We start from the raw sequence: 15105 nt of genomic DNA, 5'->3' as shown, positions 1-15105 counted from the left end.
TACGTAATCAGAATACTCGAAGTATAGTACAGCGATCAAAGCGACTCGGTGTAATAATTTAGTTCAACTTTTTATACGGAATAGGGTTGACACCATCTCACCTCCCATGTAATATATGAAAAGTCGTCACACACGAATTACATCAAATTGCATATATCATTTCGTATAACCTCGCAGGCCGAAAGTGTACACAGGGCGAGGGTCTCTACGGGAAGCCTATACTTCCTAACTACGATGCCAAGGAATCATTGTATTCCTTGCTCGTAGTTAGGATTTTTTGCATTTAGATGGTGTCTGTGACCTTGGCATGAACCAACATGCGGGCGTATTTTTCTTATCATCAGGAGGTTTATTCACAATGAAATATTATCTGTCCGTTCTCGCGGGAGCGATGAGCTATGGCATATTATCCACGATTGTGGTTCTGGCGTACGGCGAAGGATATAAACTTGGAGAGGTTGTGGGAGCACAGCTGATCACGGGTTTCCTTCTATCCTGGATGCTGGCGCTATACACAAAATTTAGAACAAAACGTAAGTCACAGGCAAATGGCAAAGCATCAGGAGCCGTGGCACAGGTATTCAAGCGGTTGACGTGGAAACAACGTCTGATATTGATGGCTGCTGGAACACCAACGGTAATTACAGGTCTCGTGTATTATCAGTCTTTGCGTTACATTCCGGCTTCACTTGCCATTATCCTGTTGTTCCAGTTCACATGGATTAGCGTATTGATTCAGGCGATAAGCAAACGGCAACGTCCAGACAAAGTCACGTTCCTGACGTTGATCATTCTGTTTGGTGGAACTTTGCTGGCAGCGGGTTTCCTGGAACAAGGATTGGGTGAGTTCAACGGTCTGGGTATTGCTCTTGGACTAATGGCAGCCGTAAGTTATTCCCTGTTTGTCTTGTTCAGCGGCAAAGCGGTTCCTTCAGCGCATCCAGCCTTCCGCAGTGCGTGGATGGTTACAGGCGGATTGATCCTGCTGTGCATTTTGTTCCCGCCGACATTCCTCTTTAACGGATTGATCTGGAGCCAGTTGCTTGTATTTGGATTGCTGCTTGGATTCTTCGGGGCATTCATTCCACCAGTACTGTTCGCTATCGGCGTTCCGCATATTGGTGGTGACATGGCCGGAATCCTGGGTGCAGTGGAGCTTCCAATTGCAGTATTGTTATCCTCAATCGTGCTCCATGAGCATGTCAGCGGATTGCAATGGTTCGGAGTTATTATTGTACTCATTGGTGTAGCCCTGCCAGAGTTGTATAAATTACGCATGAGACGAAGTCGGAATACACCGATCTATTCCTGAGTTATACCAAAAGGGATATAGCAAAGCATGAACGGGAATACCCGTAGATAAGCCTGAGAAATCAGGCTTTTTCTATTGAAATATTTTTGCTCAATCGCAATAGCCCAGAGGGGTCATTTTCATTGTCATGCGAATCAGGTATGCTTAATGAATACATCCGTCTGTTGATTGAATATTGATGGGACATCGAATGAGGAGTGTTTATATGAAAAGCTGGTTTGGAAAAACATGGCCTTGGTTAACGCTGGGTCTGACCGTTGTTGTACTGCTTGGATCATTTTTGGTTTATTTTATGGGCAAAGACGTATCCCCCGGATCGGGAGGTGCAGTAACAGCACAAGCCGAGACTCCGGAGGATTTGAAGGGATATGAAGTCATTGATGTGGACGTGAGCAACGATGGTTTTGGACCAGACGTTATCGAGGTGAAAGCTGGCGTACCGACCAAAATCAACTTTATTCTGACCCGGTCGGTGACACATGTGAAATCAGTGGGATCACAAAAGCTTGGCATGGATCTATACATGCAAAAGGGACCCAATTATTATACGGTTGACAAAGATCTGCCCAAGGGAGAATATGAGATCCATTGCGGCATGTACATGATATATGCAACGATTAAGGTCGTATAAGCAGAAGGAGCAAGGTTTCGGGTCACCGAGCTTTGCTCCTTTTTTTGGTGCGTGATATCATGAGAAAGTGGGTAAAATCGATCAGGAGGTGGCGAAATGAAAGCGCTATTTATTGGAGGGACAGGCACGATCAGTACGGCCATTACGGAGATGCTTGCACAGCAAGGCTGTGAACTTTATTTAATTAATCGCGGCAATCGGAACGATGAGTTGCCAGCAGAAGTCAAGGTACTTCAAGCTGATATTAATGACGAGGCACGTGTAGCGGAACTGATAGCTGATCTGGAATTTGATGTTGTGGCAGACTTTATCGCTTTTGTACCGTCTCAATTGGAGCGAGATTACCGTTTGTTCAAGGATAAAACCAAGCAGTTTATATTTATAAGTTCAGCATCAGCGTATCAGACTCCTCTGGCCGATTACCGGATCACGGAAGGCACGCCCTTATCGAATCCATACTGGGAGTATTCTCGCAACAAGATTGCCTGTGAAGACTATCTGATGAAACAATACCGCGAGCATGGATTCCCTGTGACCATCGTGCGTCCGAGCCATACGTATGGCGACAAATCGGTACCTCTGGGTGTTCATGGTGCTCAAGGCAGCTGGCAGGTTCTCAAGCGTATCCGTGAAGGAAAACCCGTTATCATCCACGGAGATGGCACCTCACTGTGGACCATTACGCACAATACTGATTTTGCCAAAGGGTTTATCGGGCTTATGGGAAATATCCATGCCATTGGTGAATCGGTACATATCACCTCGGATGAATCCGTCACCTGGAATCAGATTCATGAGATTATAGCTGGCGTGTTGGGTGTTAAGCTTCATGCGGTACATGTACCCTCTGAGTTCTTGGCCGCATGCAGTGATCAGGATCTTCGCGGCGGATTGCTGGGTGACAAAGCCAATACCGTTGTGTTTGATAACAGTAAGCTGAAGCGGCTTGTTCCGGAATTTGTAGCAACGACAAGAGCCGATCAGGGCATTCGAAGTACGATTGAACACATTCTGGAGCATCCTGAGTTACAGACCGAAGATCCGGAATTTGATGTATGGTGTGACAAGGTCGTTGGCGCATTGGACGAAGCGTTATTAAAGATCAGAGATGAGAAATGAGAAGTAAGGCGTTCATGATCAAGTGTTTACATTCATGCGCTTAATCGTTATAATCAAGAAAAAATGACACTTGTTAGGGGAGGCACCCCAACTTAGGACATCGTTCCTTTGTTGGGGTGCCTCCTTTTTTTTGTGCCAAAAAGGAGAGTAGACGTTGAAGAAATCAGGAAAACGTGTGAAGAAACAAGCGGAACAATTAACCAAAGTGGTGCTGGCATTTGCGTTATTATCACCTCAAGCCCTGTTGCTTGAATGGGGTGCAGCCACGGTAATGGCTGAAACGGTTGAAACCATCGGGATTGTATCCGATACGTCCAGCATGAAGGCTGTACAGTCCTCCAAGGTGAAAGTGGAGATGAACAGTGACGGTAAATACAGAATTGTATTACTACCAAACACAAATGTATTTTACGGTGGTGATACAGGGAATGTATCCACCATTATCGACCATAATGGATCACCCGTGAACTTCAAAACATTGCCGCTTAATTATTACCGAATTAACAATAATGTGATTGAAATGTCCCGGCAAAAGGACAATGTCGAATATATTTTGCGTGTATCTATCGTTAATGCTACCTCACAAGGTGGATACATGAAGGTTGAACTGGAAGCCATCAACCGCAGTGGATCGGCACTGAATTTGGGTGGAACATTTTATTGGGATACGATGGTGAATGGCAATGATGCATCTCCGTTTGAAGTCATCGAGAATGGATGGCGCAATTACAGCGGCGGCGTTCAGGTCACGGCTTTTTATGCGAATACGTACAATGTTGTGAATGCAGATCGCATATACATGGGACAGTACAGCGGTCCGGACAATGCGCAGCTAACAGGGGGTTCTTCACCTTCGTCATTCACTACAGGGCAGACCGTTACGGCGAGTGATACAGCTGCGCAATTCTGGTGGAATGCCAAAGCAACAGCGAATCAGGCTTCACGCAAATTTTCAACGATCGTGGGAATCGGCCCTCAGAACGTTCCGCCTTCATTTACACTAACGGCTCCTTCTTCGGGGCAAACGTATTACAAAGGCGAGCAACTTCAGATCTCTGGTACAACGCGAGATACGGATGTAGGAGACCTATTGACCGTGAAATGGTCCATTGATGGTGGGTCTGAGAACATTTTGACCCAGATGACCGCGACGGGTTCAAATCAGTCTTTCAACACTAACTACACATTGCCTGACACCCTGCCAGATGGTACGCACACATTGCAAGTATGGGTCATGGATGACAAAGGTGGAGTGTCCTCAGCAGGAACCGTTAACTTTACGGTTAGAAGTTTTGTTGTGCCTGGAACGCCGACTTATACACTGGTTAACCCTAATAACTTGACGGTCAACTGGGATAAGAAGGCCAATGACGCCTCTGTTACATATGAGCTGAAGAATATGACCACGAATCAGATCGTGGATACAGGTGCGTCAAACAGTCGGCAGGTGACAGGGCTCACTCCGAATACCAGTTATTCTTTTGCTGTACGTGCCAAAAATTCAAGTGGTTCCTTCACGGGGTACTCCAGTCCATCCACCAAATATACATTGGCGAATCCACCCGCTGCTGCGGCTGTGACACAATCAGGCAACTCTGTTACAGCGAGTTGGAATAATAATGGAAATCCTGCGGGCGCTCATTACAAAACGGAAATACGCAGTCCAGGTGGGCAAGTCCTCGCAACGGGAACAACAACTTCCACACGTACAGAATTTGCCCTGACCGGACTCGCGGACGGAAAATATGAAGTTTTTGTGGCGGCACTGAATGGTGAAGGGATACAGACCCCATTTATATCCGCTGGAGAGATGATTAAAGATACAACGGGTCCAACTGCTCCTTCCGTTACAGTCACTCCATCCTCATGGACCAAGGAAGATGTTCTCATCACGGTTGAAGAAGGAAAGGATGCCTTGAGCGGAACTCAGAAGACTGAAGTAAAAGTTGGTCCGGCAGGAGAATGGCGTGAATACAGCGCTCCGTTTACCGTAAGCAGTGAAGGAAACACAACTGTTATGGCACGCAGTATTGATGCGTTTGGTAATACAGGACAGGAAACGGCTGTGACAGCCAGAGTAGATCGGACGGCACCAACGCCACCTGTCATCTCGCTGAATCCGCCCGATTGGACAAAAGCGGCGGTAATCGTGACATTAACGGAGGGTACGGACGAAGCGAGTGGCATTGGTCTGACACAATATAAGCTGGGAAGTGAGGGAGAATGGATCGACTATAAGGCTCCTCTTACACTAAGTGAAGAAGGGATAACTGAGATTTACGCACGAAGTGTTGATCGGGCCGCCAATGTCAGTGCTTCCACTTCGGCAACAGCCAGAATCGACAAGACTGGGCCTGAGCAACCAACGATTGCGTTAAGTGAAGAGGATTGGACGAATGAGGATGTAACTTTTGCAATAAACAGTGGTGAAGATGCGGGCAGTGGGCTTGCCAAGAGCCAATATCGACTTAACAAAGAAGGTCCCTGGATCGATTACACGGGCGAAGTGACGGTTACCGATGAGGGAGAAACGATCGTATATGCACGCTCACTTGACCGTGTAGGCAATATAAGCACGTCCGCTCAGGCTACAGTTCGAATTGACACGACAGCTCCAACCGAGCCGGTGATTAGTTTAAGCCCTTCTGGATGGAGTAAAGAACATGTGCAATTCACTATCGCTGGAAGTGTGGATGAACAAGCGATATCCTATGAATACAGCATGAACGATGCTCCTTATATTGCAGGCAATACGGGTACAGTAAGCACAAACGGCGCTACCACCATTCGGGCTAGAGCAAGGGATACTGTTGGCAATGTAAGCAAGGAAGTGAGTCGAATCGCCTATGTGGATCAGATGGCTCCAACGATTACATTTGCACCGAACGGACATGCTTGGACGGATATAGATATATCCACTACCATTCAGTATGCCGATGACCACTCAGGCATTCAGGACCGGGAACGATTCTATCAACTTACGAACAGTGCAGAATCACCGGAGCATTGGCTTGAAGCTCGCTCTGACCAGCATAAAATATCCATCGAATCGGAAGGTATATGGTACATCCATGCGAAAACCATGGACAGAGCAGGGAATACATATGAGACAACATCATCACCTTACCTTATTCAACGCAAGCCCCAGCAACCGACTCATGTGAAAACGACACAGATCGCTGAGACTTCAGCTGAACTTACAGTGGATTTGCCAACTGGGGAAAGGTATACCGATGGATATCAGTATGAGATAACGAATAAAACGACAGGACAGTCATGGACACTGGATTATCCTAACCACAGTATAATCGATAACTCCCTAAGCGGTGGTCAGGTCTATGAATATGAAGTTAGAGTGAGAAACCATACCGGAGTAAGTGATGCAGTAAGTGTTCAAGTATTAACTACCCCGGCAGCTCCCGGAACGTTGCACGTTAGAAAAGTAGATTCACAGCCCAATTTGGCCGAAATTCATTTTGATTCAGTACGAGGAGCAGATGCTTACCGCATCATCGCGACTACTTCGGACGGTGCCACCGTATTTGATCAGACGGTATCTGATCCTGGCAGCCTTCCCTATGTTAGCAACCTCGTTCCAGGAACCATTCATAACATTTCGGTAACGGCAATGAATGAAAGTGGAGCAGGTGGTAGCAGTAGAACCGGATTTCTCACACTGCCGGCAATGCCCGGAGAATTTATGGCCGTTCAAATTCAGGAGCATGATATTTCATTAGAATGGCAGGCAGTGACTTCTGCAACGTATTATGGTCTTTCACGTGATGGAGCAGCCATATATGAAGGAGAGCAGACGGAGTATCTGGACTCGGGTCTGGATAGCGGAACGGAGTACAGCTATACGTTAATTGCCGGAAATGAGACAGGAACAGGACCGTTGGCAGGATTACCTTTGCTCAAGACTTTACCTGGGCAAGTGTCCGGCTTACAGGTATCCGATGCTTCCACAGCGAGCCTTCGTCTGAATTGGGAAGCAGTACGAGGAGCCGATCGTTATGAGTTATGGTTGAATGGAGAGATGTCGGGAACGGTTTCTGCCGGAACCCAAGAATGGGTCTATGCGGGACTGAGTTCAGGAACATCTTATCAACTGGATGTACAAGCAGTGAACGGAAGTGGACAGGGGATACGCAGTTCGGTATCAGGAACAACACTACCGGAGAGCCCGTCGGGAATTCACGTTGTTCAAGTAACTGAACAGGGAGCAATCTTGAGCTGGGAGCCTGTAGCTGGGGCAACGAAATATCGGGTGGTCATCGATGGACAGAGCCATGAGATATCAGATACACAACTCGCAGTTCACCACCTGTCAAGCAGTCATGAGTATACCTATGAAGTACAGGCGGGCAATGCTGCCGGGTACGGTGTATCTACCAGTAGTACAATTCTTACGCTACCTAGCAGGCCGGAAGGACTTAATGTCACATCGACTGGTGAGACAAGTATGGGACTTGCATGGCAAGCTGTAGATACGGCGAATCTCTATATTGTGAAAATCAATGGAACAGAAATGGGCAGAACATCAGAACTGGCCTACATGCTTGAGGGATTGTTGCCAGGTACAGAGTACGCTTTGGAAGTTCAGGCTGTGAATGCTTCTGGATCAGGTGAAACAGCTCAGCTCATCCGATTGTCCAAACCTGTGTCGCCTGCCGAAGTACTTGTTGATTCAGGAGTACATCATGCAAAAGTTTCCTGGTCTGTCGTGGAAGGTGCCGCTGAATACGTGATTGAGCAGAATGGCAAGGAGATCTATAGAGGAATGGAGAATGAAGCAACGATTACAGGGCTCCAGGATGGGACGTGGCATCACTATCAACTATGGGCGGTCAACAGACAGGGAACTCGTTCTGAAGGGACGGATGTATCTCTGCTGACTTTGCCTGAGAAACCCGTTAAGGTTGCAGTATATGATGTGGCAAAAAACAGCCTAAGTCTGGATTTCAGTAACACTGGTGTCCAAGGGGCAGATCATTATGTCATTGAACGGGATGGAAGAGAGATCGCTCAGATGGATTCAAGTGAACCCCAATTTGTAGACAAGGATCTGTCGCCAGGAACGAAATACACTTATGTAATTCGGGCAGTCAATGCGAGTGGAACGAGTGCGCCGCTTACTTTCAGTGTAATGACTCAAACGTTGCCATTGGTTGCAGAAAGTATCACAGTGAAAGCCGGAACACATGCGGTGGATCTGGCTTGGGATGTTGTTCAGGGAGCGGCTGCATATGAGATTCGTAATCAGGTAACGGGAGATGTACAGAGCGTGTCTGAACCGTCTGTACATCTCAATAGCATGCAGGATGGCACAGCATATGAATTCGAACTTGTTGCGATTAATGAAGATGGTCATCGGTCAGAGGCTATTCAGATTCAGGTTTTAACGAAACCCATCTCACCTCAGACGGCAGGCATAACACACATCACAGATAAGACTGCGGTATTGGACCTGACTGGAAGCTCAACACGGGGAGCAGAGCAATTCATCATTATGCGGGATGGTGTTGAAGTCGCTAAGGTTCCAGCAGATCAAGCTTCATTTGAAGATGATGGACTGACACCAGGAGAGCATTACACGTATACCATCAAAACATCCAATGCAACGGGAGAGAGTGATTCCGGTTTCGAAGTTCACTTGCGAACGTTGCCTGCGATCATTCATGAACCTTTACATGCAAGCAAGATTGGGGAAAAAGAGGGATTGATCTCTTGGCCAAAGGTACAAGGTGCGGAGGGATATACCATACGTATCGGAGATCAGATGTTCACCACGATTGAAGAAGGGGATATCACAGAGGTGAGATTAACTCATCTGGAGAGTGCAACCCGATATGATCAGATACAGATTATTCCTTATAATACGGCTGGTTCAGGAAGTCCAATGATCGTGACTCCTTTTTACACCTTGCCTCATGTGGATTCACTGGAAATGAAGATATATCCGGAGACAGATCACGCCAAACTGGAATGGGACTTCCCTTATGGGAACGAAACTTTCGTTATATTACTGGATGGTACAGAAGTATACCGAGGCAAACAAAAAGAGTTTATTGTTAATCAACTGGATGCAGGCAAACAGTACTCGATTGAAATCTACACAGAGAATGATCAAGGAGATGCATCGGAGAAGCTGGCGTATTCTGTCCTGACCAAGCCAGCAGCTCCGGTCAAAGTGGAGTATCATTCGGCGAAGGACCACATTCGTCTTCTATTGGAACAGAGCCGGGTCGAAGGTGCCGAGCAGTTTATCATTGAGCGTGACGGTGTAGAGATTGCTCGTGTTCCTGCAGACGAACTGTTCTATGACGACAAGGAACTCGAACCGGGCGTGAACTATATCTATATAGTGAAGGCCATGAATGCCTCCGGCAGTAGTGATGGTGGTTATTACCTTCATGCAATGACTTTGCCTGGTAGTGCTGCTTCATCTCCTGTAGTAGAGGGGCGTTCCATGTATGGTGCAGACATTGTATGGGAACTGATTCCTGGTGCTGGGGGTTATCGAGTTTATCGAAACGAAGAGCTTGTGGGAACAACAACGGAGACATCCATACATGTGTCTGAATTAAACAGTGCCGAGCGTTATACTGACTTTGCAATCGTTCCATTTAATGAGGCAGGTGAGGGTGAGGCGCTCCAGGTTCCGGAATTCGAGACGTTGCCTTCCGAGGATCTGACAGTTGCAGCCGTAGCGCAAGGCACAAGTGCGATTAAGCTAACTTGGGAACTGGATTCAATAAATGAGGTGATTGTGATCACCCATAAAGATCGTGAGATCTACCGTGGCACGCAGCGCAGTCATGTATGGACAGGACTGAATGCCGAGCAGCATTATGAGGTGGAAGTATGGACGGAGAATTCAGCAGGTGAAAAAAGTGAAAGAAAACGGGCAGCAGCCATGACTTTTCCGTATCCACCATCCTCCTGGAGCGGTGGCGGTGCAACCCCGAGTCCAAACGGTACATCGGAAGAAGCCGATGAGGTGAGTTCACAACCAGAACCGTCTGAGCAGCCTGATGTACCTGTGAAAAAAATCATCAAATTTATTGATATCAGCCAAACATTTAATAAAGATCAGATCACCTGGCTAGCGGAACAAAATATCATTCAAGGTGTAAGTGAAACTCGCTTCGAGCCACGCCGTCCGATCACCCGTGCGGAGTTCACTGCATTAATCGTGCGTCTGATGGGTGTGGACACAGCGGTTAATGAACAGCATGGATTTCAGGATGTAAACGATGAGGATTGGTTTGCTCCTGAGATTAAGGCAGCCGTTCACCATGAGATGGTTCAAGGCATGGGGAACGGCAAATTCGCTCCACATGCGCTGGTGACACGGGAACAGGCATCCAAGATTATAGCAAATGTTGTTCGTAAAATCAGACCGGAACCGCTGACTTCCCCAAGAGCGTTTACCGACCAGACTGATGTATCCGATTGGGCCAAAGAAGAAGTACAGGAACTTGCAGGTTTGTACATGATTACCGGATATGAAGACGGTAGCTTCCGTCCCATGCAGCACTTAAGCAGATCCGAAGCTGCAGCGCTCATCTTCCGCTTAAATAAGCTGATTCAAGTTATGAATGAGAAGCGTACAGATCAAGTGGAGAAAGCGTCAGCGTTTGATCGTCATATCTAGATTGTATTGATTCTTACACATGATACTGCAATCATCGGCAGTAACGACATTACCGCTTGATTGGTTTTTAATGCTATAATGGTTGCCAATATGATAAAAAAAGGGTAATGAACAATGGTGATGAATAATGAATAATAAATTTATCCGGATATATAAAGATATTGCAGATCGTATTCGGACCGGAGAGATTGAGGCAGGGACGTTACTTCAATCGGAACTGGATCTATCGGAAAGTTATCAAACGTCTCGAGAGACTATTCGCAAAGCATTGAAAATGTTGTATGAAGAAGGTTATATTCAGAAGATTCAAGGCAAGGGCTCGATTGTACTGGATATACGCAAGATCGATTTTCCCATCTCAGGTCTGGTTAGCTTCAAGGAATTGGCCAAAAAAATGGGACATCGTGCTCAAACGTATGTGAAGGTTTTCGAGGAGCAGCAGGTGGATCAGGCGTTGCACAAGAAGATTAACTTTGGTCTGAATGAACAGGTCTGGGAGATCAGACGTGTGCGCAAAGTGGATGGAGAGCATGTCATACTGGACAAAGATTACATTAGCCAGCGGCTTGTTCCTGGGCTCAGCAAAGAGATCTGTAATGATTCCATCTATCAGTACATTGAGCAAGAGCTGGGGCTTTCGATTTCGTTTGCCAAAAAAGAGATTTTGGTGGAAGAACCCACCGCCGAGGACAGGGAACTGCTTGACCTTGAAGGGTTCCACAATGTAGTTGTGGTGAGGAGCCAAGTCTACCTGGAGGATGCCAGTCAATTTCAGTATACGGAGTCGAGGCACAGACCGGACAAGTTCAGATTTGTGGATTTTGCACGTCGCAGATAAGTTAATCAAGATCGATCAGAGAGTACCTTTCACTGCATTATTCAGTGGATAGGTGCTCTCTTTGGTTATGGGGGAATCCGAAGATCGTCCATCAAGAACCGCTTAATGTCAATGTTCTTCCTGCATGTCGGAGCGTATGATCACAATATATACGAGGCCGAGGAGTGAGGGAATTGAATCACGTGACAGCGAAATCAAATGTTCGCATATGGGAAGAAACCAGAGATATTCCAACCTATGGTACAGGTAAACCGGACAAAAATCCGATGTTTCTTGAAAAGAGAATCTACCAGGGGAGTTCGGGTAAGGTGTACCCGCATCCCGTGATCGACAGCATTGAAGATGAGGCCAAAATGAAGTCGTATCGATTAGTTATTCTCGAAAATGAATATGTACGTATCGAGATGATGCCCGAACTGGGTGGACGGATCTATCGTGCGCTGGATCGGACCAACAACTACGATTTTGTATATTATAACCGGGTGATTAAACCTGCGCTCGTGGGTCTGGCAGGGCCATGGATTTCCGGAGGAATTGAATTCAACTGGCCACAGCATCATCGGCCCAACACGTTTGGTCCAGTCGATTATACATTTGGCAGTAATCAAGATGGAAGCGCTACCGTGTGGGTGGGTGAGATTGACCGCATGTATGGTACCAAAATGACCGCTGGCTTCACATTACATCCCGGCAAAGCCTATCTTGAAATCCATGCCGAGGTATACAATCGCACCAGCGCACCTCAAACTTTTCTATGGTGGGCCAATCCGGCTGTAGCTGTCAACGATCATACGCAATCTGTGTTTCCACCTGATGTAACGGCTGTGCTGGACCACGGAAAACGGGACGTATCCCGCTTTCCCATCGCAACCGGTACCTATTACAAGATGGACTATTCTGAAGGTGTGGATATCTCGCGATACAAAAACATACCGGTTCCAACATCCTATATGGCGTATAAGTCGGATTATAATTTTGTAGGGGGTTATGACCACGGGGTTCAGGCGGGTTTGTTGCATGTAGCCAATCATCATATTTCTCCGGGCAAGAAGCAATGGACCTGGGGGAACGGGGAATTCGGGCAAGCTTGGGATCGTCAGTTAACGGACGAGGATGGACCTTATATTGAATTAATGACCGGGATCTATACCGATAATCAACCTGATTTTACGTGGTTACAGCCCTATGAAGCGAAATCATTTTCGCAGTATTTTATGCCGTATAAAGGAATTGGTATGGTCAAAAATGCAACGATTGATGCAGCGGTTAATCTGGAAATGGACGAAACGACCGGAATGGTAACCGTGATGGTATATGCGACGTCGGTTTTTGAACAAGTGACCGTTGAAGTGATAGGACCAACCATGGTATATCTCCACGAGAGATGTAATATCTCACCTACGGAACTATATAAATCTTCATTCCCGTGGAGCGGACAAGATGAATGGCATCAGGTGAAGTTAAGTGTTCGAACTGTGGAAGGAAAAGAACTTGTGGCCTATCAGCCTGAACGTACTGAGATCCAGGAAGTTCCAGATCCGGCCACACCACTCCCGCTACCATCCGAGATTCGTACGAATGAACAACTATATCTGGCGGGTCTTCATCTGGAACAATATCGGCATGCCACGTATGAACCGGAACCTTATTATCTGGAAGGTTTGAAGCGTGATGCAACGGATATTCGTCTAAACATAGCGTATGGCACATTGCTGCTGCGTAGAGGGCTGTTTCAAGATGCAGAGAAGCATTTCAGACAGGCAGTACAATCGCTGACATGGAAAAATACAAATTCGTATGATAGTGAAGCATTTTACCAACTCGGTCTGAGTTTGAAACTACAGGGGAAACAGGAAGAAGCCTACGCAGCCCTGTATAAAGCCGTATGGTCTGCACAGTATCAGGATACAGGTTATTACATGCTTGCTCAGATCGATACGGGGCAACATCGGTACATCGAAGCTTTGGATCACATCGAACGTTCGCTGATTCGTAACACCAGAAATTATAAGGCTCGCCATCTGAAGGTGGCTCTGTTACGTAGATTGGGTCAAAATAAACAGGCCATTCAATATGCGCGTGAGACATTGGAACTGGACCCGGTTGAATTTGGAGCTGCACATGAATTAGTCCTGATCTACAGCGGAGCAACTGCACCTTCAGAGAGAGAACAAGCGGGGCAAACACGTGAGCATTTCCATCGTCTGATGCGAGGAGACGTTTATAATTATCTGAATCTAGCCGCAGACTACGCGGATTGTGGATTGTGGGAAGAAGCACTGACGGTACTCTCTTATGTTGAATCCGAAATTGCACAGCCGTATCCTATGGTTGGTTATGTTCAGGCTTACTTGTATCGTCAGCTGGGGGATGTGGAGCAGGCCCGAGAATGTAAAAAGCAGGGAAAAGCTGCTCCAACGGATTATTGTTTTCCTAATACGTTATTTGAATTCATGGTGCTTCAGGATGCATTGGCAGTGGATTCGAATGATGCGCGTGCTCACTATTACCTGGGAAATTGGTTATATGATCATAAACGCTACGAGGAAGCAATTACCCATTGGGAAACTTCACGCGAGGTGGATGCTGCATATTCGACTGTACATCGGAATCTGGGACTGGCTTATTATAACAAGCTGAATCGCCCCGATCTTGCACTGGCATCATTAGAGGAAGCTTTCCGGTTGGATTCACAGGATGCCCGAATCTTCTACGAGTTGGATCAATTGCACAAGAAGATAGGGTATTCCTGCGAGAATCGAGTCAAATTGCTGGAACAACATATGGAGTTGGTTCACCACCGTGATGATCTTTATATCGAGTGGGTGACGTTATTGAATATGCAAGGTAGTCATCAAGAAGCATGGAATGCCCTTCAGACCCGGCGGTTTCATCCATGGGAGGGTGGAGAAGGCAAGGTAACAGGACAATATGTTACGGCACTGACGGAACTGGCAAAGCGAAAACTGGAGAAACAACAACCTGAACTAGCAATGGAATTGTTGAAGAAGGCTTTGGTTTACCCGGAGAACTTAGGTGAAGGTAAATTGGAGGGAGCCGGAGACAACCCAGTTTACTTTTATCTTGGCTGTGCCTACCAGCAACTGAAGAGTAATCAGGCGGCAGAGGAAAGTTTCCACAAAGCATCCATCGGTTTGAATGAACCGGCAAGCGCGATGTTTTATAATGATCAACCGCCGGAATCCATCTATTATCAGGGTCTGGCCTGGCAGAAACTTGGCAATGTGAAGGAAGCAAACCGACGCTTTAACAAACTCATAGACTATGCGGAAAGACATATGCATGATCACATCCGAATGGATTATTTTGCGGTATCTCTGCCCGATTTCCTAGTGTTTGACGACGATCTCAATCAGCGAAATGAAGAACATTGCAGGTATATGCGGGCATTGGGTCTTCTGGGGCTGGGGCGGACAAGTGAAGCCAAACTTGAGTTGGAGCGGATATTGGAGAAAAACCCGAATCATCAAGGGGCAATCATCCATCGATAATTGATAATCGTTTCAACACATCCCATTTATATCGAA

The 15105-nt window shown here is 46.7% G+C and carries 6 protein-coding genes and 1 riboswitch; all 6 genes read left to right on the top strand.

The window, feature by feature from the left end:
- Nucleotides 1–141: 141 nt before the first annotated feature.
- Nucleotides 142–252, top strand: a riboswitch (purine riboswitch).
- 106 nt (nt 253–358) lie between these two features.
- The 6 genes from C170_RS08720 (at nt 359) to C170_RS08695 (ending at nt 15069) form a co-directional block, all read left to right on the top strand.
- A complete protein-coding gene (locus C170_RS08720; RefSeq protein WP_017688752.1) occupies nt 359–1312 on the top strand; it encodes an EamA family transporter in 954 nt (317 codons plus the stop codon).
- Nucleotides 1313–1517: 205 nt separating this feature from the next.
- Nucleotides 1518–1943 carry a cupredoxin domain-containing protein gene (locus C170_RS08715; RefSeq protein ID WP_036608499.1) on the top strand — a complete coding sequence of 142 codons (426 nt, stop codon included), beginning with the start codon at nt 1518–1520 and terminating at the stop codon, nt 1941–1943.
- Nucleotides 1944–2039: 96 nt separating this feature from the next.
- Nucleotides 2040–3062: an SDR family oxidoreductase gene (locus C170_RS08710; protein ID WP_036608497.1), complete on the top strand. Its 1023-nt coding sequence runs from the start codon at nt 2040–2042 to the stop codon at nt 3060–3062.
- A 154-nt stretch (nt 3063–3216) separates the two neighbouring features.
- Nucleotides 3217–10719 carry a fibronectin type III domain-containing protein gene (locus C170_RS08705; protein ID WP_036608486.1) on the top strand — a complete coding sequence of 2501 codons (7503 nt, stop codon included), beginning with the start codon at nt 3217–3219 and terminating at the stop codon, nt 10717–10719.
- Between the two features lie 127 nt (nt 10720–10846).
- Nucleotides 10847–11557 (top strand): trehalose operon repressor, encoded by a 711-nt coding sequence (treR, locus tag C170_RS08700; protein ID WP_036608483.1) that lies wholly within the window; start codon nt 10847–10849, stop codon nt 11555–11557.
- A gap of 173 nt (nt 11558–11730) precedes the next feature.
- Nucleotides 11731–15069, top strand: a complete 3339-nt coding sequence (locus C170_RS08695) for a DUF5107 domain-containing protein (RefSeq protein WP_036608480.1) — start codon at nt 11731–11733, stop codon at nt 15067–15069.
- Nucleotides 15070–15105 lie beyond the last annotated feature (36 nt).

It is taken from the genome of Paenibacillus sp. FSL H7-689, from assembly GCF_000517905.1.
In the GTDB taxonomy this organism is placed as follows: domain Bacteria; phylum Bacillota; class Bacilli; order Paenibacillales; family Paenibacillaceae; genus Paenibacillus; species Paenibacillus amylolyticus.
The sequence above is the reverse complement of the archived record's forward strand: the minus strand, read 5'-3'. Positions and strand labels throughout refer to the sequence as shown.